This window comes from Mycobacterium marseillense, from assembly GCF_010731675.1.
GTDB lineage: Bacteria > Actinomycetota > Actinomycetes > Mycobacteriales > Mycobacteriaceae > Mycobacterium > Mycobacterium marseillense.
The window spans coordinates 4,696,359-4,722,286 of the sequence record NZ_AP022584.1 but is presented as its reverse complement, the minus strand read 5'-3'; the positions used below and the strand labels follow the sequence as shown (position 1 = coordinate 4,722,286).

The following is a 25,928-nucleotide window of genomic DNA, read 5'->3' as shown; positions in this document are numbered from 1 at the left end:
AGTGGCGCTAGTCATGCGTGCCGACGACGATGCAGAGCGAAGCGATGAGGAGGAGTGGCGCTAGTCATGTCTGACGGACCGTTGATCGTGCAGTCCGACAAGACGGTGCTGCTCGAAGTGGACCACGAACAAGCCGGCGCCGCGCGAGCCGCCATCGCGCCGTTCGCCGAGCTCGAACGCGCACCCGAGCACGTGCACACCTACCGCATCACACCGCTGGCGCTGTGGAACGCCCGCGCCGCCGGACACGACGCCGAACAGGTCGTCGACGCGCTGGTCTCCTTTTCCCGCTACGCGGTGCCGCAGCCGCTGCTGGTCGACATCGTCGACACCATGGCCCGCTACGGCCGCCTGCAGTTGGTGAAAAGCCCCGCCCACGGCCTGACACTGGTGAGCCTGGACCGCGCGGTGCTCGAGGAAGTGCTGCGCAACAAGAAGATCGCCCCGATGCTCGGCGCCCGCATCGACGACGACACGGTCATCGTCCACCCCAGCGAGCGCGGTCGGGTCAAGCAGATGCTGCTCAAGATCGGTTGGCCCGCCGAGGATCTGGCGGGATACGTCGACGGCGAGGCACACCCGATCAGCCTGGCTCAGGACGGCTGGCACTTGCGCGACTACCAGCAGATGGCCACCGACTCGTTCTGGTCCGGTGGCTCCGGTGTGGTAGTGCTTCCCTGCGGCGCCGGTAAGACGTTGGTGGGGGCCGCCGCAATGGCGAAAGCCGGTGCGACGACGCTGATTTTGGTCACCAACATCGTCGCGGCGCGGCAGTGGAAGCGCGAGCTGATCGCCCGCACCTCGCTCACCGAGGAGGAGATCGGCGAGTATTCGGGCGAGCGCAAGGAGATTCGGCCCGTCACCATCTCGACGTACCAGATGATCACCCGCCGCACCAAGGGCGAGTACCGCCACCTCGAACTCTTCGACAGCCGCGACTGGGGCCTGATCATCTACGACGAGGTCCACTTGTTGCCGGCGCCGGTGTTCCGGATGACCGCCGACCTGCAATCCAAGCGGCGCCTGGGGTTGACCGCCACACTGGTGCGCGAGGACGGGCGCGAGGGCGACGTGTTCTCCTTGATCGGCCCGAAACGCTATGACGCGCCATGGAAGGACATCGAGGCGCAGGGCTGGATCGCGCCGGCGGAGTGTGTCGAGGTGCGGGTCACCATGACCGACAACGAGCGGATGATGTACGCCACCGCCGAGCCCGAAGAGCGTTACAAGCTGTGCTCGACGGTGCACACGAAAATTGCTGTGGTCAAATCGATTCTGGCGAAGCATCCGGGTGAGCAGACCCTGGTGATCGGTGCGTATCTCGATCAGCTCGACGAGCTGGGCGCCGAACTGGGCGCCCCGGTGATCCAGGGCTCCACGCGGACCAAGGAACGCGAAGAGCTGTTCGACGGCTTCCGCCGCGGCGAGGTCAACACGCTGGTGGTGTCCAAGGTCGCCAACTTCTCTATCGACCTGCCCGAAGCCGCGGTGGCCGTGCAGGTTTCGGGTACCTTCGGCTCCCGCCAAGAAGAGGCGCAACGTCTCGGCCGGTTGCTGCGGCCGAAGGCCGACGGCGGCGGCGCCGTCTTCTATTCCGTGGTGGCGCGCGACAGCCTGGACGCGGAATACGCGGCGCACCGGCAACGCTTCCTCGCCGAGCAGGGTTATGGCTACATCATTCGCGACGCCGACGACCTCCTGGGCCCGGCCATTTAACACGAGCAGACGCAAAAGCCCCCGAAACGCCGTTGTTTCGGGGGCTTTTGTGTCTGCTGGCGCTACCGGGACAGGATGGTCGCCGACGCGGTGCCGGGTGCGCCGTACACCTGGGCCAGGCCGACGCGCGGGTCACCGGGCACCTGTCGCTCCCCCGCCTCGCCGCGCAACTGCCGCACCAGTTCGTGCATCTGTCGCAGCCCCGACGCGCCGATGGGCTCGCCATTGGCGATCAGCCCGCCGTCGGTGTTGACCGGTATCGAGCCGTGGATCTCGGTGGCGCCGTCGGCCAGCAGCTTCTCCTGTTCACCGTCCGCGCACAGGCCGGTCTCGGCCATGTGGATCACCTCGGCGCCGGCGTCGGTGTCCTGCAGCTGCGCGACGTCGACGTCCTCGGGTCCGATGCCGGCCGCCTCGTAGGCGGCCTTGGCCGCGTACACCGTCGGCGACGCGTCCTCGTCCAGGGGCGCCGAGGTGGCGTGCACCTCGTAGGCGCCGAAGCGGCGGGTCCGAATTTCGCAGGCGCGCACATAGACCGGCTTGTCGGTGAATTTCTCGGCCATGTCGGCGCGACACATGATGACCGCGGCCGCCCCCTCGTCGGGCGCGCAGAACATGTACTGCGTCAACGGGTAGTTCAGCGCGGGCGAGGCGAGGATCTCCTCGACGGAGATTTCCTTGCGCCGGAAGGCATTCGGGTTCAGTGCACCGTTGCGGAAGTTCTTGTTGGCCACCCGCGCCAGCGTCTCCTGGGAGATGTTGTGGTCGTGGATGTACTTATTGGCCTTCATGCCGAAGAACTTGGTGGTGACGAACTGCCCGTTGTTGGCGTACCACTGCGGCAGTGCCAGCTTGGCGGGGTCGTCGGTGAACGCGCCGCGTGGATGCTTGTCGAGGCCGATGGCGATGCCGATGTCGTACTTGCCCAACCGGATGGTGTCGGCGGTCTGCTGGATGGCGCTGGCCGCGGTGGCGCAGGCGTTGAACACGTTGGTGAAGGTGATGCCGGTCAGGCCGACCAGGCGGGTCACCGCGTCGGGGTTGGAGACCTCGTAGCTGCCGCCGAAGCCGAACTGGATGTCCTTCCAGTCCACGCCGGCGTCTTTGAGCGCGAGCTGGACGGCCTCGGCGCCCATCTGCATCGCGGTCTTTTCGAACCTGCCGAACGGGTGGAGGCCCACGCCGATGATGGCGACGTCGTTGGTCATCTCATGTGCTCCTAATCAGAGGGTGGCGACCCGCTAGACCGGCTGGAAAGCGAAGGTGATGATTTCGGCGCCCTCGTCGTCGGTCGCGAACGGCACCATGGTGAGCTCGACTTCCTGGCCGAACTTCAGCTTGGCCGGGTCGTTCTCGGTCAGGCGGCCCTCGACGCGGATCACGTCACCGAGCTGGACCAGTCCCACGCCGAACGGCACGAAGTCCTTACCGGTCGGGCCGGCATAGGGGGCTCCGGGCGGGAAGCCCTGGGTGGTCCACGCCACCAGCGTTCCGCGGCGGGGCAACCGCACCTCGGACATCTCGCCGGCGCTGCAGCGCGGGCACCACTGCTGCACCGGGAAGGTGGTCGCCTCACAACTGCCGCATCGGCTGCCGATCAGCTGCGGGCTCTCATCCGGCCAGGTAGAGATCTCGGGGGCAAGTGCCTTCTGCATCGAGGGGTCCTCCAGGAACGTCGACAATCCGCCAACAGAACTGACTGAACCGTATAACAGCTTTCCGAAAAGTGGAAACCGCATTCTCGCCTCCGCACAACGACCGAGGACTGGCGTCCCGGGCAGGGAGGATATGTTGGCGCCATGACGGTCACCGTGATACTCGAGCTCAGGTTCAAGCCCGACGAGGTCGCCGCGGGGCGCGAGCTGATGGGCCGGGCGCTGCAGGACACCCGCGCGTTCGACGGGAACGTCCGCACCGACGTGCTCGTCGACGAGGACGACGAAGCGCACTGGCTGATCTACGAGATCTGGGAGACGGTCGAGCACGACGAGGCCTACCGCGCGTTTCGGGCCGGCGAAGGCAAGCTGACTCAGCTTCCGCCGCTGCTCGCCGCCCCGCCGGCCAAGACCAGGTACATCACCAGCGACGTGTAGCGCGCGGGACGCGCCACCGGCTCACCGAGCCCGCCAGGGCGCCGAACAACGGGTCAGGCATCAATCGAAGCGCCCGGTTGCGGGCGCCTTCCTGGGCGGTGCTGCCCGGCGCCGTGAATCGCGACCCCGCTTTCGAGGCGCCGTACAACGCGAGCATGCGCAGCCGGCGTCGCGCGAGCCCGGGCGCGCCACAGCGGGCCAACGTTATGGCGTCCTCCATCGCCAGCGCGGCGCCCTGGCCGAATGTAGGACGCATGCAGTGCGCGGCGTCGCCGATGAGCACGACGTTGCCCCTGATGAGTTGACGCGGTGGTCTCGCTTCGAAGATCTCCGGGGTGATTATCTCGTCCGCGTTCGCGGCCAGGATCAGCGCCGGCAGGGGCTGGGGCCAGTCAAGGAACGACCGCAAGTCCGTGTCCCATAGCCGACTGCCGCCGTAGACATAGGTGCGGCCGTCGACCAATGGCAAGATCCCGAAATCCGCTGTGCTGCCCCAGATCGGACCAAAACCCGTTGCGAGTTCGCGGTCTACTGTCCAGGCCCAGCCGGTGATGCCGGTCGCGCGCGGTGGCGGCGCGTCCGCAAACAGCAGCTTCTTCGCAATGCTTCGCAGACCGTCGGCGCCGATCACCAGATCGAATCGCTGTGCGCTGCCGCCGACCACAACCGTGCCGTCCGCAGCGACGTGGCTGACATTGGCCGAGTACTGCACACACTGCGAGGGCAGCGCGGCAGCCAGCCAGGCGATCAACTGAGCGCGCGGCACGGTCGCGAACTCATTGCCTCCAGCGAGCTGCGCAAGGGTGCGGCTGATCAAAATGCGGCCGTCGCGGGCACGCACCGTGGCCGCCATTCGGGACCACGGTTCGGTCACCACGTTGTGTCTGACTCCCAGAATCGACAAGCACGTCAACGCGTTTGGTGCGAGCGCGATGGCGCCACCCATCGCGGAGGGTGCGGCCGCCTTCTCGTACACGGTGACGTCGTGACCGTCCTGCCGGAATGCGATAGCGGCGGCCAAACCCGCGAAGCCACCGCCGACGATGCCGACCTTCATGAGCCAACCCCAATGCACCGAAGCACCGAGACCTCTTAGGTCAGCGCGGGAATGACTTGGCTTTCGAACAGCTCGATGCCGGAGCGGTCGTAGGCGGCCTCGGGGAAATAGCAGATGGCATAGTCGCATCCGAGGTCGCGGAGCTTTACCAGGCGCTCGATGACCTGTTCCGGTGTGCCGGTTGCCGACTCCGGCCCGCTCGTGCCGGCGATCATCGCGTCCGCGGCGGTTGCGCCCACGTAGCCGACCATGCGGTCGCGGACCCGTTGCAGCCGGTCTTTGACGTCGGCCTCCGACGCGCCGACGATGGCGTTGACGTTGACCGAACGCACGATGGCATCGAAGTCGGTACCCAGGTCGCGGCAGTGCCCGGCCAGCACCTCCGACTTGTGGGCGAACGCGTCGGGCTCGGGTGTGAAGTTGGTGTACTGCGCGTATTGGGCGGCGATACGCAAGGTCACCTTCTCGCCGCCGCCGGCGATCCACAGCGGAATTCCGTTGTCCTGCAGCGGCCTAGGGGCGACGATCGCGCCGTCCACCTGGTAATGCTTGCCGTCGAAGCTGACCTTGCCCTCGCGCCAGGCGTCGCGCATGATCTGGACGCCTTCGTCGAGGCGACGCAACCGCACGCCCGCCGACGGGAATCCGTAACCGTAAGCGCGCCATTCATGTTCATACCAGCCGCCACCGATCCCCATCTGAATCCGGCCACCGGAGATGATGTCGGCCGTCGCGGCCACCTTCGCCAGATAGACGGGGTTGCGGTAGCTCATCGCCGTGCACATTTGGCCGAGCTTGATCCGCGACGTGGTGGCCCCGTACGCGGACATGAGCGACCACGCTTCGTGGGTGGCTTCCGCGGTGGGCACCGGGACGGTGTGGAAATGGTCGTAGACCCACAGCGAGTCCCAGCTTCCCCGGTCCGCATAGTCGGCCAGGTCGCGCATCACCGCCCAGTGCTTCTCGGGTTCGATGCCGACGAGATCCATTCGCCAGCCCTGCGGAATGAAGAGACCGAAGCGCATACCAACGGACTTTAGCCCCGCCGGAATTCAGCCATTCAGCGCGTCGAGTGCGGCCGCGACCGACTTCTCGCGCAACTCCGCCTGCGGCGCGTCGACGAACTGCACGCAGCAGTCCTGCAAACCGCCGAACGCCACGACCGCCCGGGTGGACTGCGCCAGCGTCGGCGTCTCACCGAACACCAGCCGAGCCAACCGCTCGCGCCACGCGAGCACGGTGTCGATGAGGTCCAGGTCGATCAGCGTCGACAGCTCGGTCAGCAGCAGCAGCACCAAGTCCCGCCGGTGCCGGTAGTGGAAATCGAAATAGCCCTCCAACAACTCGCGAACGTCGATGCCGCCCCGGGCCTCGTGGTCGGTGACGAACCGCTCACCCTCGTCGATCAGCGGCACCAGGATGCTGCGCACCAGGTCTTCGCGCGACGGAAAGTGGTAGTACAGCGCGGGTTTGGTGATGCCCAGCTCGTTAGCGATGTCCTGCAGGCTGGTCCGCTGCACGCCCCGCCGCAAGAAGAGCTCGCGGGCGACCTCTTGAATCCGCTCACGCGTGTCCGACCGGGGCCTGCTCACCCCCGGAGTTTATCTGACTTACCGATTGGTAAGTGGGATGCTATGCTTACCGAACGTTAAGTAAGTGCGGGAGGTGGAGCATGCGGATATTGATTTCCGGCGCCAGCGTCGCCGGCCCGGTGCTGGCATACTGGCTGTCCCGTTACGGCTTCGACGTCACCGTCGTCGAGCGCGCGCCGACACTGCGCAAAACCGGCGGCCACGCCGTCGACTTGTTCCGTCCCGCGATGGAGATCTCGGCGAGGATGGGTGTCCTGCCGCGCATCGAGGCCCTGGCCACCGGGACGAACCGGCTGGCGTTGTACCGGGAAGGCCGGCCGCGGGCCATCAACGTCGACCTCACCAAGATCTATGCCGCCAGTTCCGACCGGCACGTGGAAATCATGCGCGACGACCTCAGCGAGATCTACTACGACGCCGCCCGCGACGAAGTCGAGTACCTGTTCGGCGACTCGATCACCGCCATCGAGCACGACGGCACCGTGTCGTTCGAGCACTCCGCGGCACGCCGCTTCGACATCATCGTCGGCGCCGACGGTTTGCACTCCAACGTTCGGCGCCTGACTTTCGGCGAGGAGGCCGGCCTGACGCGTTTCCTCGGGGGGTACCTGTCGGTGTTGTCGGCGCCCAAGACGCTGGTCGGCCCCGGCGAGATGGTCGGCCACGTCGGGGTCGGCCGCTTCGCCGGGATCTACACCGCGGACCACCTGGACGACGCGCGAGTGGTGTTTCTGTTTCGCCACACCGACGAACTGGACTACGACCACCGCGATGTGTTGCGGCAGAAGGCGTTACTGCGCGACGCGTTCGCCGGGATGCATGACCAGGTGGACAGTTGGCTCACCCACATCGAGCACACGCCCACCTTCTACTTCGACTCCATCACCCAGCTCCGCACGGACAGATGGTCGCGCCGCCGCGTCACCCTGGTCGGCGACGCGGGATACTGCCCCGGACCGGCGGTGGGCGGCAGCACCAGCCTCGCCGTGCTCGGCGCCTACGTGCTGGCCGGCGAGCTTGCCCGTGCCGACGGCGACCACTTGCGCGCCTTCGCCGCCTACGAACTGCAGATGCGCGATCCGGTGCATCGCAGCCGGTCCTTCGCCCGCGGCGCCGCCAAGGGCCTCATCCCCGGCTCCCGCGCCGGAGTATGGGCGTTAACCCGTGGAGCCCAATTGATCTCGGCGATGCCAGGGTCGCTGTCCCGGTCGCTGGCCAAGCTGAACACCAAGGGCGTCCGCATGCACGACTCGATGCCGGTCCCCGACTACGCCGGAAGCGACGTCTGACAGCATGTCCAGTAGGCCGCGAACCCGAGCGGCCGCGGCGCGCCTGCCACGAAGGGAAGGCCTCAGATGGAACTGACCGGTGTTGGGATCTGGAGCAGTCAACTGCGCTACGGCGACCCGGCCGAATCCGCCGACGCGGCAGCCGAACTCGATGAACTCGGCTTCCCCGCGCTGTGGATACCCGATGTCGGCGGTGCGGTGTTCGACTCGGTCGGTCATTTGCTCGGCGCGACCAAGCGGACCGTGATCGCCACCGGCATCCTGAATTTGTGGATGCATGCGCCCGGCGACGTCGCCGCGTCTTTTGCGACGCTGACCGCCGAGCACGGGGACCGCTTCCTGCTGGGCATCGGCGTCAGCCACGCACCGCTGATCGATGCCGGACACCCGGGGCGCTACCGCAAACCGCTGGCGGCCACCGCGTCATTCCTGGACGGGTTGGATGCCGCGCCGCGGCCGGTCCCCACCGAGCGTCGGGTGCTTGCCGCACTCGGCCCGAAGATGCTGAAGTTGTCCGCGAGCCGCGCCGGTGGCGCCCACCCGTACCTGGTCACTCCCGACCACACCGCTTCTGCCCGTTCGACTTTGGGCCAGGGCCCCCTGCTGCTGCCGGAGCAGACGGTCATTCTGACCGACAGCGCCGACGAGGCGCGCCAGATCGGAACCGACTGGCTGCGGTCCTATCTGGCGTTGCCCAACTACGCGAACAATCTGCTTCGCAGCGGCTTCTCCGAAGACGACGTGTCGCAGGTGAGCGATCGGCTGTTCAACGCGATCATTGCCTGGGGCGACGAAGACGCCGTCATGCGCAGGGTCGCCGAGCATCGTTCCGCCGGCGCCGATCATGTCTGCGTCCAGGTGTTGCGGGCCGATCCCCGGGCCTTCCCGCGCGAGGAATGGCGCCGCATCGCCGCCGCCACCCGATAGAGGATGCCTCGCCGCGGGCCTTAAGGTGAGCTATGGCTTCCAAGCAGACGCTGTTTCGGATCTTCTACCGCATCGGTTTCACCCCGTGGGACGGTCACCCGCTCGCCCAAAGCGTGCGCGACCTGGTCGAGGGAACCGGCGGCACGGCCGCGCTTCCCGCCGGCTCCGCCCTTGAACTCGGATGCGGTACCGGCGACTGTTCGATCTACCTCGCCCAACACGGCTGGAAAGTCACCGCGGTCGACTTCGTGGCCAAGCCCCTCGAACGGGCGCGGGCCAAAGCCGGTAAAGCCGGCGCGGCGGTCGATTTCGTCCAGGCCGATGTCACACAGCTGAGCCACGCCGGAATCGGCGCAAACTTCGAGTTGATCGTCGACAACGGGTGCTTGCACAACATGAGCGACGCGGATCGCGACGCCTACGTCCGGGAGATCAGCGCCGTCGCGGCCCCTGATGCGCGGCTGCTGATCGTCGCGTTCGTGCCCGGCGGCCGGGTCGGGGTCCGCGGCGTCGATCACGCCGAGATGGAACGACGGTTCACGCCCACCTGGACATTGTTGTCCGCGGGCGCCGAACGCGAGCTCGACCGCGCCGAGAAAACCCCGGCTCGGTACTACCTGTTCCAAAGGCGCCGTTAGCTTTTCGGGAGACGCAACGCAAAAAGCCCCCGAAACCTCGCTGTTTCGGGGGCTTTCGCGTTTGCGCGGCGCGGGATCAGCTCAGCGACGCGGGCGGCAGGAATCGGTCGCCGTAGCGGGCGGCCAGTTCCTTGGCGCGGGCCACGAAGGCGTCCTTGCCCGTGCCGCCGGCACCGGAGTAGCCGACGATGAACTGCGCGCTACCCCCGGTGTACGGCGGGAAGCCGATGCCCATGATCGAGCCGATGTTGGCGTCGGCGGTCGAGGTCAGCACGCCCTCGTCCAGACACTTCTGCGTCTCGAGCGCCTCGGCGAACAGCATCCGATCGATCATGTCCTGCAACGGAATGTCGGCGCTGCCCGAGTTGAACGTCTCGCTCAGGCCCGGCCACAGGCGGGTGCGCTTGCCGTCCACGTACTCGTAGAAGCCGGCACCCTTCAAACGGCTGGGCCGGCCGATCTCGATCATCTTCTCGACCACCGCCTCGGCCGGGTGCGGCTCGTAGGTGCCGCCGGCGTCCTCGACGCCCTTGCGGGTGGCGGCGGCGATCTTGTGCATCAGCTCCAGGTTGAGCTCGTCGGACAGCTGCAACGGCGGCGCCGGGTAGCCGGCCTGCGAACCGGCGTGCTCGATGCTGGCCGGGGCCACGCCCTCGCCGAGCATCGCCAGGGCCTCGTTCACGAACGTGCCGATCACCCGGCTGGTGAAGAACCCGCGGCTGTCGTTGACCACGATCGGGGTCTTGCCGATGGCCAGCGTGTAGTCGAACACCCGGGCCAGCGCCTCGTCAGAGGTCTTCTCGCCCTTGATGATTTCCACCAGCGGCATCTTGTCCACCGGCGAGAAGAAGTGGATCCCGATGAAGTCCTCCTGCCGCTTGACGCCGGTCGCCAGACCGGTGATCGGCAGCGTGGAGGTGTTCGACCCGAGCAGCGCGTTGGGCTCGACGATGTCCTCGATCTCCTGGAACACCTTGTGCTTGAGTTCCTGGTTCTCGAACACCGCCTCGATCACGAAGTCGACGCCCGCCAGCTCGGCGGGGTCGGCGGCCGGGGTGATGCGGTCCAGCAGCGCCTTGCTCTTCTCCTCGGTGGTCTTGCCACGCTGAAGTGCCTTGGCCTCAAGCTTTTCCGAGTAGCCCTTGCCCTTCTGGGCGGCCTCGAGGCTGACGTCCTTGAGCACCACCTCGTACCCGGCCTTGGCCGACACGTAGGCGATGCCGGCGCCCATCATTCCCGCGCCCAGCACACCGATCTTGTTGATCTTGACCGGCTCGATGCCGTCGGGGCGGGAACCGCCGCCGTTGATGTGCTGCAGGTCGAAGAAGAACGCCTGGATCATGTTCTTGGCGACCTGGCCGGTCACCAGCGACGTGAAGTAACGGCTTTCGATGCGGCTGGCCGTGTCGAAGTCCACCTGCGCACCCTCGACGACCGCGTCCAGGATGGCCCGCGGCGCGGGCATCGGGGCGCCCTTGAGTTGCTTCTTCAGCAGCGCCGGGAACGCTGGCAGGTTCGCCGCCAGCGCCGGGCTGGCCGGGGTACCGCCCGGCATCTTGTAACCCTTTTTGTCCCAAGGCTGTTCGTGCGAATCGGGGTTGGCCTTGATCCACGCCTTGGCGGCGGGCACCAGTTCCTCCACCGAGCCGACGAGCTCGTCGACCAGACCGATCTCCTTGGCCTTGGCCGGCTTGAAGCGGGTGCCCTGCGACAGGATGTTCATGAACGCGTTCTGGATGCCGAACATCCGCACGGTGCGGGTCACCCCGCCGCCGCCCGGCAGCAGGCCCAGCGTCACCTCGGGCAGACCCAGGACGCTGCCCTTGACGTCGGCGGCGATGCGGTGGTGACAGGCCAGCGCGATCTCCAGGCCGCCGCCGAGCGCGGCGCCGTTGATGGCGGCCACCACGGGCTTGCCCAGGGTCTCCAGCGCACGCAGGTCGCGCTTGACCGACTCGACGGTGTCGAACGCCTCGCCGGCGTTCTCCGGGCCGAGGTTGATCATGCCCTTGAGATCACCGCCGGCGAAGAAGGTCTTCTTCGCGCTGGTGATCACGACGCCGGTGATCGATTCCTTCTCGGCGGCAAGGCGTTCGACGGCGTTGTGCATGGACTCGCTGTAGTGCTCGTTCATCACGTTGGCCGACCCGGTGGGGTCGTCCAGCGTCAGGGTGACGATGCCGTCGGCGTCCTTGTCCCACTGAATGGTGTTCTCTGCCATGGTCTTAAACCCTCTCGATGATGGTGGCGACACCCATGCCGCCGCCGATGCAAAGCGTGACCAGGGCGCGACGCGCGTTGCGGCGCTCGAGTTCGTCGACCATGGTGCCGGTGATCATGGCGCCGGTGGCGCCCAGTGGGTGGCCCATCGCGATGGCGCCACCGTTGACGTTGAGCTTCTCGTCGGGAATGTTGAGGTCCTTCTGGAACTTCAGCACCACCGAAGCGAACGCCTCGTTGAGCTCGAACAGGTCGATGTCGTCGACGGTCAGGCCGGCCCGGTCGAGGACCTTCTGCGTGGCCGGCGTCGGGCCGGTCAGCATGATGACCGGGTCCGCGCCGCTGGTCGCGGTGGCGACGATGCGGGCCCGCGGGGTCAGCCCCTGCGACTTGCCGGCGGCCTCCGAACCGACCAGCACCAGCGCGGCGCCGTCGACGATGCCCGAGCTGTTGCCGCCGGTGTGGACGTGGTTGATCTTTTCGACCCAGTGGTACTTCTGCAGCGCCACGTCGTCGAAGCCACCCATCTCACCGACGCCGTCGAACGCGGTCTTGAGCTTGGCGAGGCCCTCCATGGTGGTCTCGGGCCGCATGTGCTCGTCGTGATCGAGGACGACCAGACCGTTCTGGTCACGCACCGGCACGATCGACTTGGCGAAGTAACCGCCCGACCACGCCTCGGCGGCCTTTTGCTGGCTGCGCAACGCGTAGGCGTCGACGTCCTCGCGGGAGAAGCCCTCGATGGTGGCGATCAGGTCGGCGCCGATGCCCTGCGGCACGAAGCCGATCTGGTAGTTGGTCTCAGGGTCGGTCGCCCACGCGCCGCCGTCGGAGCCCATCGGGACGCGGCTCATCGACTCGACGCCGCCGGCCAGCACCAGGTCGTCCCAGCCGGAGCGCACCTTCTGGGCGGCGGTGTTGACGGCTTCCAGACCGGAGGCGCAGAACCGGTTGAGCTGCACGCCCCCGGTGGTCTCGGGCAGGCCCGCGGCCAACACCGCGGTGCGGGCGATGTCGCCGCCCTGGTCGCCGACCGGGGACACGACGCCGAGGATCATGTCGCTGATCAGGTTCTCGTCCAGGTCGGGGTAGCGCCGGCGCAGCTCGTCGACCAGGCCCACGACCAGGTTGAGCGGCTTCACCTCGTTGAGCGAGCCGTTGCGCTGCTTGCCCCGCGGCGTGCGGATGGCCTCATAAATGAAAGCTTCTTCGGACATGACGACTTCCTTGTTCGCGAATAGGGTTCGAATCCCGTCTTCAAGACTAGGTCCCGCACCACCCTAACAGCAGGGCCCGGCCAACCTGTTGGTTGAGCAGGTCGGCCCTGGTCAGAGCCTCGAGCGTGACGGTGCAGTCACGTTCGGCGCCGAGCGTGACGGTGCAGTCACGCTCGGGGCCGGAAGTTAAGCTCGACGACCATGACGGTCTCGCGACTGCGCCCGTACGCGACCACGGTGTTCGCCGAGATGTCGGCGCTGGCCGCGCGGATCGGAGCGGTGAACCTCGGCCAGGGGTTTCCCGACGAAGACGGGCCACCGGCCATGCTGAAGGCCGCGCAGGAGGCCATCGCCAACGGCGTCAACCAGTACCCGCCGGGCATCGGCATCGCGCCGCTGCGACACGCGATCGCCGCCCAGCGCCATCGCCAGTACGGCATCGAGTACGACCCCGACACCGAGGTCCTGGTGACGGTCGGGGCGACCGAGGCCATCGCCTCGGCGGTGATCGGCCTGATCGAGCCGGGCTCGGACGTCCTGCTCATCGAGCCGTTCTACGACTCCTACTCCCCGGTGGTGGCGATGGCCTCCGCACAGCGGGTCGCCGTGCCGCTGGTCCCCGATGGTCGTGGCTTCGCCCTGGACGCCGACGCGCTGCGCCGGGCGGTCACGCCACGGACCCGCGCGTTGATCGTCAACTCACCGCACAACCCGACCGGCACGGTGCTCAGCGCGACCGAGCTGGCCGCCATCGCCGAGATCGCCGTCGAGGCCGACCTGTTGGTGATCACCGACGAGGTGTACGAACACCTGGTGTTTGACGGGCGGCAACACGTGCCGCTGGCCGGCTTCGAGGGCATGGCCGAGCGGACGATCACCATCTCCAGCGCGGCCAAGATGTTCAATTGCACCGGCTGGAAGATCGGATGGGCCTGCGGCCCAGCACAACTCATCGCGGGCATGCGCGCGGCCAAACAATATCTGAGCTACGTCGGCGGCGCGCCCTTCCAGCCGGCCGTGGCTTTGGCCCTGGAGCAGGAGGGCGCGTGGGTCGACAACCTGCGCGCCACATTGCAGGCCAGGCGCGACCGGCTGGCCGCCGGGCTGATCGACATCGGGTTCGAGGTGCACGACAGCGCCGGCACCTACTTCTTGTGCGCCGACCCACGCCCGCTGGGCTACGACGACAGCGCGGCGTTCTGCGCGGCGCTCCCCGAGAAGGTCGGGGTCGCCGCCATCCCGATGTCGGCCTTCTGCGATCCGGACACCACGCACGGACCGGCCGACGTGTGGAATCACTTGGTGCGCTTCACCTTCTGTAAACGCGACGACACGCTCGACGAGGCGATCAAGCGGCTGGCCGCGCTGCGCGACGCTATCTAGCCGGGCCGAAGCCCTCGAGGCCCATCACCCGCTTGCGCAACCCCTCCAGCGCGGAATGAAGGATTTTCTTGCGGGCCCGCGCGACCCAGAACTCCGGCAGCGGGGCCCACGGTTCGACGGTGATGGTGAACCGCACCCGGGTCCTGTCGTCGCCCAGCCGGCTCAGGTTGTACTCCCCGTGCTGGCCGTGTTGCTGGGCCGTCTTGTGGGCGTCCCACACCATCCAGTCGGGCCCCCAGTGATATTCGAGCAGTTCGGTGTCGTGGATGCCCGTCACCGCGATCGTGACCTTCACGTGGTGCGGTCGCCCGTCGGGGTGCTTGTCGACGACTTCGACCCGCTTGTGCACCGACGACCAGGACGGCACCGCGTCCATATCGGCGAGCGCCTCCATGATGACCTCCGGAGGCGCATCGATCACGATTTCCGACGATGCTTGTACAGCCACTGCTAATAAGTTAACAACAGCGCCACCGCCGGCGAAGGCCGAAAACCGCAGACGCCGATTATTCGGGCTCGGCGGAAGGGTTGCCGCGCATCAGCAATTCGCGCAAACCCTTTTCCGCCCCGTCGAGGGCGCTTTCGCTTGCCCGCCGGACGATGAACGCGGGCATCGGCCGGCCCGGTTCGACGGTGATGTCGAAGCGCACTCGAGTCTGGCCGACGCCTTCGGGTTTCAGGTTGTACTCGACGTGCTGACCGTGCTGCTGGGAGGTTCCTTTGGCGTCATAGCAGACCCAGTCCGGGCCCCAGTGATATTCCAGGATCTCGTCGACGAGCCCCAGGATCTTGATCGTGGTCTTGACGTGGTGGGGGCGGCCGTCGGGATAGCGGTCGATCACTTCGATGTGTTTGTGCAGCGGTGACCACGACGAGAGGACGCCGACATCTGTCAGCGCCTCCATGACCACTTCTGGCGGCGCGTTGACGACAAATTCGCGTGATGCTTTTACGGCCACTGAGATCAAATTTAGCAACGTCGGCCCGGCCTTGGATGGGTTCGACGTAATCGATGCTCTACCAGTTGATTTCGTTAAGCGGGGTGGTCGCCGACGGCGGTCGCTCTACGGGGCCGGACGGTGTTCGCGAAAAGCGCGGGGCGGGAGCGGCCTGGTCGACGCCGTGGGCGGTGATGACGGTCGAGCGTGCCCGCAAGTGGTCGTCGGTCGCGGCTTCGGTCCACGTCAGCACCGGGGTGACGCACGCATCGGTTCCGGCGAACGTCCGCGCCCATTCGTCGCGGGTGCAGCTCGCGAACCGCTGAGTGAAGACCTCGCGCATCCGTGGGTAGGAATCCCGGTCGGACTGGCCGGGCACCTCGTCGGGTGACAGGCCGAGCCCATTGAGCAACGCCGCGAAGAATTGCGGCTCGATGGCGCCGACGGCCACGTAGCCGCCGTCGGCGGTCTCGTAGCAACCGTAGAACGGGGCGCCGCCGTCGAGCAGGAAGGATTCGCGCCGGTCGCGCAGTGCGCCAGTGGACTTCATCGTCCACATCATCTGGGCCAGCAGGCTGACCCCGTCGACCATCGCGGCGTCGATGACCTGACCCTTGCCCGAGCGTTCGCGTTCGTAGAGCGCGGCCGTGATGCCGAGCAGCACCAGCATCGAGCCGCCGCCGAAGTCGGCGACCAGGTTCAGCGGCGGGATCGGCGGCCGGTCGGCGTAACCGAGCGCCGACAGCGCCCCGGTCTGCGACAGGTAGTTGATGTCGTGACCCGCCGTACGCGCCAGGGGCCCGTCCTGCCCCCAGCCGGTGATCCGCGCGAAGATCAGGCGCGGATTGACCGCCGCGCAATCCTCGGGACCGATGCCGAGTCGCTCGCACGTGCCGGGGCGGAAGCAGTCCAGCAGCACGTCGGCCCTCGCGGCCAACTCGAGTAGCGCCTGCGGCTGCGCCTTGACGTCGAGGTCGACGATCCGCTTGCCGCGGTGCAACAGATCCCGGCCCTCGGCCGGCATGTCGAGACCGCCCGATGGGCGGCGCACCCGCACCACGTCGGCGCCCAGATCGACCAGCAGCATGCCCGCGTGCGGCCCCGGTCCGATGCCGCCGAGTTCGATGACTCTCACCCCGGCCAGCGGGCCGCCGCCGCTCACGCTGACTACTTACCCTTCTTCACCTTGAGCACCCGCTCGCGCAGGGCCTTGGTGGCGGAGTCGATCGTCCCCTTCACGGCGCGCTTCAGCACGAAGCCGGGCAGCGGCACATTCGGGTCCGCGAGTAGCTCGAACTTCACCAGCGTCTTGTCGCCCTGCGGGATCAGGGTGTACTTCCCGTCCTGCGCCTTCTGCTGCGAGGAGCTGACCAGCGTCCAACTCACCGCGTCGTCCGCCCAGGTGTAGGCGACCACCTGTTCGTCGGTGATCCCGGCGACCTTGACCCTCATCTTCACTTGACGGGGCCGCCCGTCGTCGCCGGTCTCGAGGACCTCCGCGCTCTGGTGCGGTTCCGACCATTCGGGCATCGATTCGAAATCGGCGATGACGTCCAGAATCTCCTCGGGACTGGCTTCGATCACGATGTCGCGGGATTCTTTGAGTGCCATGGCCCGCACGATACTCACACGGCGTCCCGCCCGGAATGGATTCGGCCGAGCGTACCGTCGTGCCTGTGACTGATGCCGCGACCGATCCCGCATACACCGTCGGTGACTACCTGTTAGACCGTCTCGCCGAACTCGGCATCTCGGAGATCTTCGGCGTGCCCGGTGATTACAACCTGGAGTTCCTCGACCACATCATTGCCCACCCCAGTCTGCGGTGGGTCGGCAACGCCAACGAGCTCAACGCCGGCTACGCCGCCGACGGATATGGGCGGCTGCGCGGGATGTCGGCGCTGGTAACGACATTCGGCGTCGGTGAGCTGTCCGCGGCCAATGCGATCGCGGGCAGCTACGCCGAGCAGGTACCCGTCGTCCACATCGTCGGCGGCCCATCCAAGGACGCGCAGGGCACCCGGCGGGCGCTGCACCATTCGCTCGGCGACGGAGACTTCGAACACTTCTTCCGGGTCAGCCGCGAAATCACCTGCGCTCAAGCCAATCTCATGCCCGCAACGGCCCGCCGGGAGATCGACCGGGTGCTGTGCGAGGTGCGCGAGCAGAAGCGGCCCGGATACATCCTGCTGTCCACCGACGTGGCCCGCTTCCCCACCGAACCGCCCGAGGCCCCGCTGCCCCGCTACAGCGGCGGCACCAGCCCGCGCGCGCTCGCGATGTTCGTCGAGGCCGCGACCGAACTCATCGGTGGCCACCAAATTACCGTCCTGGCCGACCTGCTGGTCCACCGCCTGCAGGCGATCAAAGAACTCGAGGCGCTGCTGGCGGCCGACGTCGTGCCGCACGCCACCCTGATGTGGGGGAAGAGTCTGCTCGACGAGAGCGCACCGAATTTCCTGGGAATCTACGCGGGATCGGCCAGCGCCCCGGCGGTGCGCACCGCGATCGAAGAGGCGCCCGTGTTGGTCACCGCCGGCGTGGTCTTCACCGACATGGTGAGCGGCTTCTTCAGCCAGCGGATCGACCCGGCCCGGACCATCGACGTCGGCCAGTACCAGAGCAGTGTGGCCGGAGAAGTGTTCGCGCCGTTGGAGATGGGCGCCGCGCTGGAGGCGCTGGCCACCATCCTGGCCCGGCGCGCGACCCCGTCGCCACCGGTGGCGCTGCCGCCGGCCGAGCCGCTGCCGCCGCCCCCGCCGCGCGATCAACCCCTGACCCAAAAGATGGTGTGGGATCGGCTTTGTCTGGCCCTCACACCGGGCAACGTGGTGCTCGCCGACCAGGGCACCTCCTTCTACGGCATGGCCGACCACCGGCTGCCGCAGGGTGTCACCTTCATCGGTCAACCGCTCTGGGGCTCAATCGGTTACACATTGCCCGCCGCGCTGGGGGCCGCCGTCGCGCATCCGGACCGCCGCACGGTGTTGCTCATCGGGGACGGCGCCGCGCAGCTGACAGTCCAGGAGCTCGGCACCTTCTCCCGCGAGGGGCTCTCCCCCGTCATCGTGGTGGTCAACAACGACGGCTACACCGTCGAGCGCGCCATCCACGGCGAGACGGCGCCGTACAACGACATCGTCAGTTGGAAGTGGACGGACGTTCCGCACGCGCTGGGCGTCACCGACCACCTGGCGTTCCGGGTCCAGACCTACGGGGAGCTCGACGAAGCATTGACCGCCGCCGCCGAACACAAAGACCGCATGGTCTTCGTCGAAGTGGTGTTGCCGCGGCTCGAGATTCCGCGCCTGCTCGTCGAACTCGTGCAACCCACGTCACCGGACGGCAGCCCGCGCCGCTGAAGGTCTAGCGCGAATTCGGCGTTCGCTCCGGCGACGATGACCGCAGGATGGCCTGCACCGTCCGCCGGCAGCGACCGCAGTCGGCGCCCGCCCCGCAGGCCTGGGCGACTTCCTTGGTGGTCGACGCCCCGCACTCCACCGCATCGCACACGGTTTGGCTGGTGACGCCGTTACACAGGCACACGAACACCGGCGAACCCTCAGTCCGCCTCGATGCGCATCATGTCGGAGAACCGGCCGACGAACAGCGGCGGGTAGGCGCCGATGCCCGCTCCCGACATCCACTGCGCCGCGGCGTCGGGGTGGTCGATCCACTGCCGCGCGCTTTCTTCGTCGGGGAACTCCTGCAGGATCAGCACCTCGTGGTCATCGTCGAAAGCCTGGAATACCCATGTCTTTCGGATGCCTGCCGTGGTGAATCTGTCGATCGCCGTGCCGACTTCGGAGGTCAGCAGGGTCACATCGTTGACGGACGCGATGGCGGCCACCACTACGCCGGGGGCCGCCGGGTTTTGCGGCGGCTGGGCGATGAACCGGTCGATGATCTCGCCGGCGAAGACCGCGGGGATGTCGTCGACGCCGGCTTCGTCGAACCAATCGAAGAAGACCCGCGAACGCAGCAGCTCGACGATCGGCTCACGGCTGTGGACTCCGATCATCACCAGGACCCGGCCGTAGTCGTGCGTGGAGGTGTAGACCAGCACGTGGTGCGCGCCGATATCGGCCAGCGCCGCTTTGTTGCGTTCCAGCAGCGGCCATACCCGGGACGGATCGGGGACGCGGTAGTCCGAGGCGATCACCATCGAATGAATATCGCCGTTATTCATCGAAGTTGGTCCTTCATCACTTTCCCCGTCGCGTTGAGTGGGAGTGAATCAAGGAACTGTACCGCGCGCGGCACCTTGAACCCGGCCATGCGGTCACGGCACCAGCCGATCAATTCGTCGGCACCGACCTCGCCCTTGCGGACCACGAACGCCTTGCCCACCTGGCCCATCCGTTCGTCGGGGATGCCGATGACGGCCGCCTGCGCGACGGCGGGGTGGTTGAGCAGGAAGCCCTCGATCTCGGCGGGATAGGCGTTGAACCCGCCGACGATGAACATGTCCTTCTTCCGGCCGACGATGCGCAGCCGACCGGCATCGTCGAAACTTCCCAGATCTCCGGTGTGCAGCCACCCCTCGGCGTCGATCGCCTGGGCCGTGGCGGCGGGGTCATCAAGGTAGCCCTGCATGACGCCGTAGCCGCGAACCACCACCTCGCCGTCGTCGGCGATGCGCACCTCGACTCCGTCGCAGGGCAGCCCCGCGGTGGTGGCGACATCCTCGAAGGAATCCCCGGGCCGGGACAGCGTCACGTTGCCGGCCTCGGTGAGTCCGTAGCCGGTCATCAACGTCTCGAACGGCAGTTCGCCGTGGATGCGACGGACCAGTTCGACCGGGATGTCGGCGGCGCCGGTCACCGCGGCCCGCAGCGACGACAGCTTGGACTTGTCGCTGACGCCCAGCAACGAGTGGTACAGCGTCGGCGGCCCGGGAAGCATCGTGATGCGTTCGCGTTCAATGAGATCGACCACGGTGTCGATGTCGAAGACCGCGACCGGCAGCATCGTCGCGCCGCGGAGGAAGGACGTCACCAGCCCCGCCTTCAGACCGAACGTGTGAAAGTACGGGTTGATCTGCAGGTAGCGATCGCCCTCGCGCAGGTCGGCGAGCGTCGCCCACTCCTCGTACATCCGCAGCGTCTGGCCGTGATTGAGCATCGCCCCCTTGGGGCGGCCGGTCGTGCCCGAGGTGAAGATGATGTCGGAGATGTCGGTGCCGCTGACCGGCCGCTCGAATGGTGAACCGCTGGACAAGAAGTCGGACTTCAGATCGATGACCGGTGTCCCGGCGGGCGCGGTGTACTCCTGGTCCAAGAAGCCCTTTTGGATCAGGACGGCCTTCACCTTGCTGCGGGCGATGATGTCGCCGGCTTCCTCGGTCTTGAACCGCGTGTTGACCGGGACTAGCACGCCGCCGGCCGCGAGCAGCCCGAACGCCGCGATGATCCACTCGGCCGAGTTGGGTGCCCAGATCGCGACGCGGTCACCCTTGTCGATGCCGAGTTCAGCGAAAGAACCTGCGGCGCAGCGTATCCGCTCGACAACGTCGGTGAAGGTGAGGCGCAGCGGACCGTCGACGACCGCTTCCGCGTCGCCGAAGCGGTCCGCCGCGCTCAAGACCATCTCGGGGATGGTCTGCCATTCCCGATTGGGCGGCTCCTCCTCATCGCGCTGCGCGCTCTGCATCGTCACCGCCCGTGGTTGATCGGCCGGCTCCTCCTCAGGACGCGTCACGTCCCGCATCGTCGCCGCCCGGCAACGGCCTTCGTCACACCGTGACGAGTCGACCGAGGTTGCCGCCCATGATCTTTGCCTGGTCCTCAGTGGACAGGTGCGACAGCGCCTCGATGTAGTAGGTCGGCTCCGCCAGTCCCTCGGGGTGCGGCCAGTCCGAACCGTAGAGCACCTGATCCACACCGACCAGGTTGACCAGGTCGTCGATGCCGTCCTCGAAGAACGGGCTGACGTGAATCCGGCTCTTGACCATCTCGACCGGGTCGCTCGGGAACGCCTCCGGCGCTTTGCGGAAGACCTCTGCCAGGCCGTCCAGCAGCGGGGTCATCCACTTCGAACCGGCCTCGACGATCGCGACCTTCAGCTTGGGATGCCGGTAGAGCGCGCCGTGAATCACCCACGACCCCACCGAGTCCTGGATGGGGCGCCACTCGTTGAGGATGCCCATCGCGTTGGTCTGGAACGGCAGCATCTCCTGGTCGGCGCCGTCCCACTCGGAGGTGTACCGGGAGTAGCCGCTGTCGCTGGAGTGCATGCCGACCAGCACGTCGTGCTCGACAACCCGCTCCCAGAACGGGTCGAACTCGGGTACCGCGAACGACCGCGGACCGCGGAAGCCGGGGACCGGAGCCGGGCGAATCAGGATGGCGCGGGCGCCACGCTTGACCGCCCACTCCAGCTCCTCGATCGCCTTCTCGACGATCGGCAACGTGATGACGGGGGTGGTGAAGATGCGGTTCTGGTAGTTGAAGCCCCAGACCTCGTCCAGCCACTCGTTCAGCGCATGCACCAGAACGTGGATAGCGAGCGGGTCGTCACGCAGACGCTCCTCCAAGAGGCTGGCCAAGGTCGGGAACATCAGGGTCTTGTCCAGGCCCAGCTCGTTCATCGTCTCCAGCCGCGGGCCGGGCTCGAAGAACGCCGGGATGGCGCGCATCGGCTCACCGAACAGCTCGCGCTTGCTCTTGCCGTCCGGGTTGCCGTACTTGAAGTACTCCTCCCAGGCGCCCGGCCGGGCGACGACCTCGAAGGTCGGGTTGGGAATGTAGTTGCTGATCTGGCCGCGGATGGCGATCTTGGTGCGACCGTTGATCTGCACGTACTGGACGTAGTCCTTGTACTCCTTGGGCAGGAACTTGGTCAGCGCCTCCGGCGGCTCGTAGAGGTGGTTATCCGCGTCAAAGATCGGGAACGGAACGTCCACCTTGTGGGACAACTGGCCCATGGAATCCTCCTTCTTGATTTGTGAGAATACTATTCTCTACAGGTGCCCAACCGCAACGTGGGCGTCGCCGGGCCCGATTCGGCGCGGTGTCAGCACGTCACGACGATTTTGAACGTGGCCGTGGCCGGTTCACTGGATTTGTCGGTCTTGTAGCCGTTGGCGGTGCCGCTGATGGTGAACTTGTCGCCGGTCATGCTCATGTCGGCGCTGCCGTCGCCACCCCGGGAATACATCCCGCTGAACCCGCCCACGTTCCGGATGTGCACAGACTGGGTTGTCGCAAGTTGCGCGCTCTCGTCGACGATGACGTTGGCGCCGGAGAATTCGCTGCCGATGTCGATCGTCCGCGTCCACTGCAACTGACCGCACTTCACGATGTGGAAGTTTCGGTCGATACCGTTCACGGTCACCGACGCCGAGCTGGAGATGTGGGTCGGTGGATGCGACGCGCATGCCCCCAGCAAGGCAACGGTGAGGACCGCAGCGGCGGCCACTGTTCGGTTCCGCACCGAGTCACCTCCATCTCCCGACGAAAATTCTTGTGCCTGCAGCGATGATGTTATTCTCGCGAAAAGAGAATGCCAATATCGGGTTGTTGTCGAGGAGCGATAACGCATGGTGGACCTGGAGATCGACGACGGGTTGGCGGTGCTCACCATCGACCGCCCGCACGCGCGCAACGCGATCGGCCTGGACACCATGGACCAGCTGGAGAAGGCGATCGATGCGGCGGCGGGTGCCCACGCGCTGGTGATCAAGGGCGCCGGCGAGCACGCTTTCGTCTCCGGCGGTGACCTCAAGGAACTGAGCGCGCTACGGACCGAATCCGACGCCGCGGCGATGGCCCGGCGGATGCGGTCCATCTGCGATCAGCTGGCGGACTTCCCCGCTCCCGTCGTCGCCGCGCTCAACGGTCACGCGTTCGGCGGGGGCGCCGAGGTCGCCGTCGCCGCAGATATCCGGGTGGCCGCCGACGACATCAAGATCGCCTTCAACCAGGTGCAGCTCGAGATCATGCCGGCCTGGGGCGGAGCCGAGCGGTTGGCCGCGCTGGTCGGAAAGAGCAAGGCGCTCCTGTTGGCCGGCTCGGGAACCGCGCTCAACGCGGCGGATGCCGAGCGGATCGGCCTGATAGACCGGGTCTTGCCGCGCGCCGTCTTCGACTCGGCCGACGAAGGGTGGCGTTCGGTGGCACGGTCGCTCGCGCGTCAGCCGGCGACGGAGATAAAGCGCGTAATCCGCGGAGTTTCCCCCGAGGAGGCGATAGCATCCTTTGCACGGCTATGGGTTGCCGATCCGCACTGGCAGGCCGCGGAACGGGTCATGACCCGCAACAGCAAACCTCGCCCGGCAGCCGGAGGAGCGTCATGACCATCAATCTGAGGACGGCGATGGGCGTCGGGTCCGTCGTGGCGTCGGCGTCCCTCTTGGTGGCAGCCGGTGTGCTGGCGGGAAGCGGCCAGGCACATGCCGACGAGGCCGTCATGCATCACGTCAAGTACACGGTGTCCGCGCAGAATCCGATTTACACCAGCATCTATTACCTGGATCACGAGCCGGCCATTTTTGCCGACTACAGCCACAACCCCTATGCGTTCACGCCGCACGTCGACATCGACCTCGGACCGGGCAAGCCGTGGAGCTACGAGCTGGACCTGTCAAAGCCCGACGTGTATGCGATGGTCGTGGCGAGCACGGGTACCGAACCCGGGGCGCCGAACCTTCATTGCGACTTGGCGGTGGACGGTGCCGTCGTCGTGTCCAAGGACGGTGCCAAGGGCGTGCTCTGCTCACTGCGGAATTGGTGAACCACCCAGGTCTCCGGCACACCCTCGATCGGCTGCGGTTCGCCTTCCAGGCGCCGCAAGTAGTTCTCCACCAACTCGACCGTCTCCGCGTGGCCGGCGGACATACCGATCGCCTGCTCGAGCACCAGAAAACGCGACAGGCTGCTCATCAGCACCGTCCACACCACCGGAGGGATGTCGATGTCCTGGCCCTCGTCTTGGATCCTGGAGCCGTAGCGCTCCAGCGCCGTCGCCACCGCTTGCCGCTGTTCTTCGCGGAAACGCTCTGCGTAATAAGCGATTTCGGCGCGCATGTCCTTGCGGTGGTTGGCCAGCGCCATGAATTCCATGGAGATGCGGGTGAAGGCGGGATCGGTGCCGAATCGCCACAGCGCCCACAACGGCTGTGGCAACTTCAGCATTTGCGCGTGCGCTACGAGCGCCTCTTCCGCCCGGCGCCGAAAGACTTCCAGGAACAGCTCCTCCATGGTGCGGAAGTAGTAGTGCACCAGCTGAGGTTTCAGCCCGGCCTTGTTCGCAAGGCGGCGCGACGTCACCGCGGCATAGCCCTCTTCGAGCATCAGTTTCTCGGCGGCATCGAGCAACAAGACGCGGTTTTTCGCGTCCGGCGCCCCGATCCTGCGGGCAGATGTCATGTCCCGGCTCCGTACTGTGTGCCATCCCGTGCCGACCACACGGATCGTATCGTGGCGCGGCGCCCTCGATCTTGACCCTGACATTACCGCCATGCTAAGCAGGTGCTCAGCACATTTTCGATTTCGAAATCACGGGGGCGACACCGCCTGCCGTTGATGACACCGGTTAACCCAGCCCAGGGAGACGCAATCCGATGAGCACCTTCGAGTCGATCGACTTCTTCACCGATCCGTCTCTGGTCCCAGATCCGCACCCGTACTTCGATTACCTGCGCAGCCAGAACCCGGTGCTGCGGCTGCCGCACTACGGCGTCGTTGCGATCACCGGCTACGACGAAGCCTGCGACATCTACAAGGATCCCGAGACGTTCTCCAACATCGTCGCGCTCGGCGGCCCGTTCCCTCCGCTGCCGTTCACCCCCGAAGGTGACGACATCAGCGCACAGATCGACGCGCACCGCAGTTCGTTCCCCATGTTCGAGCACATGGTCACCATGGATCCGCCGGACCACACCAAAGCCCGATCGGTGCTCGCCAAGCTGCTGACCCCGAGCCGACTCAAGCAGAACGAGGAGTTCATGTGGCGCCTCGCCGACCGTCAGCTCGACGAGTTCCTCGGCCTCGGTGAGTGCGAGTTCATCGCCGAATATTCCAAGCCGTTCGCCACGCTGGTGATCGCGGACCTGCTCGGTGTGCCGGAGGAGGACCACAAGGAGTTCCGCACCGTCCTGGGTGCCGATCGTCCTGGCGCGCGGGTGGGCGCCCTGGACCACGAGTCGGTCGGCATCAACCCGCTGGAGTGGCTCGACGACAAATTCTGTCACTACATCGAGGATCGGCGTCGCGAGCCGCGCGGCGACGTCCTGACCTTCCTCGCCGAAGCGAAGTACCCGGACGGCTCGACGCCCCCGGTGATCGAGGTCGTCCGCTCGGCGACGTTCCTCTTCGCCGCCGGCCAGGAAACCACGGCCAAGCTGCTCAGCGCCGCCCTGCAGGTGCTCGGTGACCGGCCGGACATCCAGCAACAGCTGCGTGACGACCGCAGCCTGATTCCGGGCTTCATCGAGGAGTCGCTGCGGATGGACAGCCCGGTGAAGAGCGACTCACGCCTGGCCCGCAAGGCGACCAGCATCGGCGGCGTCGACATCCCCGCCGGCACCGTGGTCATGATCCTGCCGGGCGCCGCCAACCGCGACCCGCGCCGGTTCGACAACCCGCACGAGTTCGACCTGCGCCGCAAGAACGTCCGCGAACACATGGCGTTCGCGCGCGGTGTGCACTCCTGCCCCGGGGGGCCGTTGGCCCGCGTGGAGGGCCGCGTGTCGATCGAGCGGATCCTGGATCGGATGCCGCACATCGAAATCAACGAAGCCCACCACGGGCCGGCCACCGAGCGTCGTTACACCTACGAGCCCACGTACATCCTGCGGGGTTTGAGCGAGCTGCACCTGACGTTCACGACCGCCGACGCGGTCGTGCCCGTGGCCTGA

The 25,928-nt window shown here is 66.8% G+C and carries 27 protein-coding genes; 10 read left to right on the top strand and 17 right to left on the bottom strand.

All coding sequences use genetic code 11. The features are described from left to right. Positions 1 to 66: 66 nt before the first annotated feature. Positions 67 to 1,716, top strand: a complete 1,650-nt coding sequence (locus tag G6N26_RS22130; protein ID WP_067165152.1) for a DNA repair helicase XPB — start codon at positions 67 to 69, stop codon at positions 1,714 to 1,716. 62 nt (positions 1,717 to 1,778) lie between these two features. On the opposite strand, the gene G6N26_RS22125 is transcribed toward G6N26_RS22130, so the two are convergent. Next, positions 1,779 to 2,924, bottom strand: coding sequence for a thiolase family protein (locus tag G6N26_RS22125; RefSeq protein WP_009951777.1), 1,146 nt, complete (start codon positions 2,922 to 2,924; stop codon positions 1,779 to 1,781). Between the two features lie 33 nt (positions 2,925 to 2,957). After that, a complete protein-coding gene (locus G6N26_RS22120) occupies positions 2,958 to 3,371 on the bottom strand; it encodes a Zn-ribbon domain-containing OB-fold protein (protein ID WP_083015125.1) in 414 nt (137 codons plus the stop codon). Positions 3,372 to 3,515: 144 nt separating this feature from the next. On the opposite strand from G6N26_RS22120, the gene G6N26_RS22115 reads away from it, so the two are divergent. Then, positions 3,516 to 3,809 (top strand): putative quinol monooxygenase, encoded by a 294-nt coding sequence (locus G6N26_RS22115; protein ID WP_067165161.1) that lies wholly within the window; start codon positions 3,516 to 3,518, stop codon positions 3,807 to 3,809. Here G6N26_RS22115 and G6N26_RS22110 read toward each other — a convergent pair. Genes G6N26_RS22110 through G6N26_RS22100 form a run of 3 tightly spaced genes read right to left on the bottom strand, consistent with a single transcriptional unit; the run spans position 3,793 to position 6,458 of the window. Next, positions 3,793 to 4,866 carry an FAD-dependent monooxygenase gene (locus tag G6N26_RS22110; RefSeq protein ID WP_163648852.1) on the bottom strand — a complete coding sequence of 358 codons (1,074 nt, stop codon included), beginning with the start codon at positions 4,864 to 4,866 and terminating at the stop codon, positions 3,793 to 3,795. The genes G6N26_RS22115 and G6N26_RS22110 overlap by 17 nt on opposite strands. 35 nt (positions 4,867 to 4,901) lie before the next feature. Beyond that, complete coding sequence (locus G6N26_RS22105) at positions 4,902 to 5,891, bottom strand: LLM class F420-dependent oxidoreductase (protein WP_083015118.1); 990 nt, start codon at positions 5,889 to 5,891, stop codon at positions 4,902 to 4,904. A 27-nt stretch (positions 5,892 to 5,918) separates the two neighbouring features. Beyond that, complete coding sequence (locus G6N26_RS22100) at positions 5,919 to 6,458, bottom strand: TetR/AcrR family transcriptional regulator (protein ID WP_083015115.1); 540 nt, start codon at positions 6,456 to 6,458, stop codon at positions 5,919 to 5,921. Between the two features lie 80 nt (positions 6,459 to 6,538). Between G6N26_RS22100 and G6N26_RS22095 the strand changes: the two genes are divergently transcribed. The 3 genes from G6N26_RS22095 (at position 6,539) to G6N26_RS22085 (ending at position 9,312) form a co-directional block, all read left to right on the top strand. Further along, positions 6,539 to 7,747 (top strand): FAD-dependent monooxygenase, encoded by a 1,209-nt coding sequence (locus tag G6N26_RS22095; RefSeq protein WP_067165175.1) that lies wholly within the window; start codon positions 6,539 to 6,541, stop codon positions 7,745 to 7,747. Positions 7,748 to 7,813: 66 nt separating this feature from the next. Continuing rightward, the gene (locus tag G6N26_RS22090; RefSeq protein WP_067165179.1) at positions 7,814 to 8,674 is read left to right on the top strand and encodes an LLM class F420-dependent oxidoreductase; all 861 of its coding nucleotides are present in this window, start codon (positions 7,814 to 7,816) and stop codon (positions 8,672 to 8,674) included. A 32-nt stretch (positions 8,675 to 8,706) separates the two neighbouring features. Further along, positions 8,707 to 9,312 (top strand): class I SAM-dependent methyltransferase, encoded by a 606-nt coding sequence (locus G6N26_RS22085; RefSeq protein ID WP_067165182.1) that lies wholly within the window; start codon positions 8,707 to 8,709, stop codon positions 9,310 to 9,312. A gap of 76 nt (positions 9,313 to 9,388) precedes the next feature. Here G6N26_RS22085 and G6N26_RS22080 read toward each other — a convergent pair whose 3' ends face one another. Together G6N26_RS22080 and G6N26_RS22075 are read right to left on the bottom strand one after the other, a co-directional pair. Further along, positions 9,389 to 11,533: a 3-hydroxyacyl-CoA dehydrogenase NAD-binding domain-containing protein gene (locus G6N26_RS22080; protein WP_067165185.1), complete on the bottom strand. Its 2,145-nt coding sequence runs from the start codon at positions 11,531 to 11,533 to the stop codon at positions 9,389 to 9,391. A gap of 4 nt (positions 11,534 to 11,537) precedes the next feature. Continuing rightward, the gene (locus G6N26_RS22075) at positions 11,538 to 12,749 is read right to left on the bottom strand and encodes an acetyl-CoA C-acetyltransferase (RefSeq protein ID WP_083015110.1); all 1,212 of its coding nucleotides are present in this window, start codon (positions 12,747 to 12,749) and stop codon (positions 11,538 to 11,540) included. A 201-nt stretch (positions 12,750 to 12,950) separates the two neighbouring features. On the opposite strand from G6N26_RS22075, the gene G6N26_RS22070 reads away from it, so the two are divergent. Further along, positions 12,951 to 14,132, top strand: coding sequence for a pyridoxal phosphate-dependent aminotransferase (locus G6N26_RS22070; protein ID WP_067165200.1), 1,182 nt, complete (start codon positions 12,951 to 12,953; stop codon positions 14,130 to 14,132). Here G6N26_RS22070 and G6N26_RS22065 read toward each other — a convergent pair. From G6N26_RS22065 to G6N26_RS22050, 4 genes are read right to left on the bottom strand one after another with little or no spacing between them, the layout of a single operon-like run. Beyond that, positions 14,125 to 14,580 (bottom strand): SRPBCC family protein, encoded by a 456-nt coding sequence (locus tag G6N26_RS22065; RefSeq protein ID WP_067165204.1) that lies wholly within the window; start codon positions 14,578 to 14,580, stop codon positions 14,125 to 14,127. The genes G6N26_RS22070 and G6N26_RS22065 overlap by 8 nt on opposite strands. A gap of 58 nt (positions 14,581 to 14,638) precedes the next feature. Then, complete coding sequence (locus G6N26_RS22060) at positions 14,639 to 15,091, bottom strand: SRPBCC family protein (protein WP_083015106.1); 453 nt, start codon at positions 15,089 to 15,091, stop codon at positions 14,639 to 14,641. 58 nt (positions 15,092 to 15,149) lie between these two features. Further along, a complete protein-coding gene (locus G6N26_RS22055; RefSeq protein WP_083015103.1) occupies positions 15,150 to 16,232 on the bottom strand; it encodes a CaiB/BaiF CoA transferase family protein in 1,083 nt (360 codons plus the stop codon). Positions 16,233 to 16,237: 5 nt separating this feature from the next. Next, positions 16,238 to 16,681: an SRPBCC family protein gene (locus G6N26_RS22050; protein WP_083015099.1), complete on the bottom strand. Its 444-nt coding sequence runs from the start codon at positions 16,679 to 16,681 to the stop codon at positions 16,238 to 16,240. 35 nt (positions 16,682 to 16,716) lie between these two features. Between G6N26_RS22050 and G6N26_RS22045 the strand changes: the two genes are divergently transcribed. Beyond that, positions 16,717 to 18,432, top strand: a complete 1,716-nt coding sequence (locus tag G6N26_RS22045; RefSeq protein WP_083015095.1) for an alpha-keto acid decarboxylase family protein — start codon at positions 16,717 to 16,719, stop codon at positions 18,430 to 18,432. 4 nt (positions 18,433 to 18,436) lie between these two features. Here the strand turns inward: G6N26_RS22045 and G6N26_RS22040 are convergent, their stop codons facing one another. The 5 genes from G6N26_RS22040 to G6N26_RS22020 form a co-directional block, all read right to left on the bottom strand. Continuing rightward, positions 18,437 to 18,622 carry a (2Fe-2S)-binding protein gene (locus G6N26_RS22040; protein ID WP_067165224.1) on the bottom strand — a complete coding sequence of 62 codons (186 nt, stop codon included), beginning with the start codon at positions 18,620 to 18,622 and terminating at the stop codon, positions 18,437 to 18,439. A gap of 10 nt (positions 18,623 to 18,632) precedes the next feature. Beyond that, the gene (locus tag G6N26_RS22035; protein ID WP_067165228.1) at positions 18,633 to 19,259 is read right to left on the bottom strand and encodes a fatty-acid--CoA ligase; all 627 of its coding nucleotides are present in this window, start codon (positions 19,257 to 19,259) and stop codon (positions 18,633 to 18,635) included. Further along, complete coding sequence (locus G6N26_RS22030; RefSeq protein WP_083015195.1) at positions 19,256 to 20,722, bottom strand: FadD3 family acyl-CoA ligase; 1,467 nt, start codon at positions 20,720 to 20,722, stop codon at positions 19,256 to 19,258. The genes G6N26_RS22035 and G6N26_RS22030 overlap by 4 nt, the downstream gene beginning before the upstream one ends. 82 nt (positions 20,723 to 20,804) lie before the next feature. Beyond that, positions 20,805 to 21,995 carry an amidohydrolase family protein gene (locus G6N26_RS22025; protein WP_067165231.1) on the bottom strand — a complete coding sequence of 397 codons (1,191 nt, stop codon included), beginning with the start codon at positions 21,993 to 21,995 and terminating at the stop codon, positions 20,805 to 20,807. 89 nt (positions 21,996 to 22,084) lie between these two features. Continuing rightward, a complete protein-coding gene (locus G6N26_RS22020; RefSeq protein ID WP_067165233.1) occupies positions 22,085 to 22,504 on the bottom strand; it encodes a lipoprotein LpqH in 420 nt (139 codons plus the stop codon). 106 nt (positions 22,505 to 22,610) lie between these two features. Here G6N26_RS22020 and G6N26_RS22015 point away from each other — a divergent pair, with 106 nt between their 5' ends. After that, entirely contained in the window at positions 22,611 to 23,366 is a 756-nt protein-coding gene (locus G6N26_RS22015; RefSeq protein WP_083015091.1) for an enoyl-CoA hydratase/isomerase family protein, read from the top strand. A 71-nt stretch (positions 23,367 to 23,437) separates the two neighbouring features. Beyond that, positions 23,438 to 23,803: a hypothetical protein gene (locus G6N26_RS22010; RefSeq protein WP_082991276.1), complete on the top strand. Its 366-nt coding sequence runs from the start codon at positions 23,438 to 23,440 to the stop codon at positions 23,801 to 23,803. Here G6N26_RS22010 and G6N26_RS22005 read toward each other — a convergent pair. Beyond that, a complete protein-coding gene (locus G6N26_RS22005) occupies positions 23,719 to 24,438 on the bottom strand; it encodes a TetR/AcrR family transcriptional regulator (RefSeq protein ID WP_067165243.1) in 720 nt (239 codons plus the stop codon). The genes G6N26_RS22010 and G6N26_RS22005 overlap by 85 nt on opposite strands. Positions 24,439 to 24,632: 194 nt before the next feature. Here G6N26_RS22005 and G6N26_RS22000 point away from each other — a divergent pair, with 194 nt between their 5' ends. Next, on the top strand, positions 24,633 to 25,928 hold the full coding sequence (locus tag G6N26_RS22000; protein ID WP_083015088.1) for a cytochrome P450: 1,296 nt from the start codon (positions 24,633 to 24,635) through the stop codon (positions 25,926 to 25,928).

Bases quoted from the DNA above. Each gene is read 5' to 3' on its own strand.
- G6N26_RS22130 (WP_067165152.1), top strand. From the start codon at position 67: ATGTCTGACGGACCGTTGATCGTGCAGTCCGACAAGACGGTGCTGCTC.
- G6N26_RS22125 (WP_009951777.1), bottom strand. From the start codon at position 2,924: ATGACCAACGACGTCGCCATCATCGGCGTGGGCCTCCACCCGTTCGGC.
- G6N26_RS22120 (WP_083015125.1), bottom strand. From the start codon at position 3,371: ATGCAGAAGGCACTTGCCCCCGAGATCTCTACCTGGCCGGATGAGAGC.
- G6N26_RS22115 (WP_067165161.1), top strand. From the start codon at position 3,516: ATGACGGTCACCGTGATACTCGAGCTCAGGTTCAAGCCCGACGAGGTC.
- G6N26_RS22110 (WP_163648852.1), bottom strand. From the start codon at position 4,866: ATGAAGGTCGGCATCGTCGGCGGTGGCTTCGCGGGTTTGGCCGCCGCT.
- G6N26_RS22105 (WP_083015118.1), bottom strand. From the start codon at position 5,891: ATGCGCTTCGGTCTCTTCATTCCGCAGGGCTGGCGAATGGATCTCGTC.
- G6N26_RS22095 (WP_067165175.1), top strand. From the start codon at position 6,539: ATGCGGATATTGATTTCCGGCGCCAGCGTCGCCGGCCCGGTGCTGGCA.
- G6N26_RS22090 (WP_067165179.1), top strand. From the start codon at position 7,814: ATGGAACTGACCGGTGTTGGGATCTGGAGCAGTCAACTGCGCTACGGC.
- G6N26_RS22085 (WP_067165182.1), top strand. From the start codon at position 8,707: ATGGCTTCCAAGCAGACGCTGTTTCGGATCTTCTACCGCATCGGTTTC.
- G6N26_RS22080 (WP_067165185.1), bottom strand. From the start codon at position 11,533: ATGGCAGAGAACACCATTCAGTGGGACAAGGACGCCGACGGCATCGTC.
- G6N26_RS22075 (WP_083015110.1), bottom strand. From the start codon at position 12,749: ATGTCCGAAGAAGCTTTCATTTATGAGGCCATCCGCACGCCGCGGGGC.
- G6N26_RS22070 (WP_067165200.1), top strand. From the start codon at position 12,951: ATGACGGTCTCGCGACTGCGCCCGTACGCGACCACGGTGTTCGCCGAG.
- G6N26_RS22050 (WP_083015099.1), bottom strand. From the start codon at position 16,681: ATGGCACTCAAAGAATCCCGCGACATCGTGATCGAAGCCAGTCCCGAG.
- G6N26_RS22045 (WP_083015095.1), top strand. From the start codon at position 16,717: ATGGATTCGGCCGAGCGTACCGTCGTGCCTGTGACTGATGCCGCGACC.
- G6N26_RS22035 (WP_067165228.1), bottom strand. From the start codon at position 19,259: ATGAATAACGGCGATATTCATTCGATGGTGATCGCCTCGGACTACCGC.
- G6N26_RS22030 (WP_083015195.1), bottom strand. From the start codon at position 20,722: ATGCAGAGCGCGCAGCGCGATGAGGAGGAGCCGCCCAATCGGGAATGG.
- G6N26_RS22025 (WP_067165231.1), bottom strand. From the start codon at position 21,995: ATGGGCCAGTTGTCCCACAAGGTGGACGTTCCGTTCCCGATCTTTGAC.
- G6N26_RS22015 (WP_083015091.1), top strand. From the start codon at position 22,611: ATGGTGGACCTGGAGATCGACGACGGGTTGGCGGTGCTCACCATCGAC.
- G6N26_RS22005 (WP_067165243.1), bottom strand. From the start codon at position 24,438: ATGACATCTGCCCGCAGGATCGGGGCGCCGGACGCGAAAAACCGCGTC.
- G6N26_RS22000 (WP_083015088.1), top strand. From the start codon at position 24,633: ATGAGCACCTTCGAGTCGATCGACTTCTTCACCGATCCGTCTCTGGTC.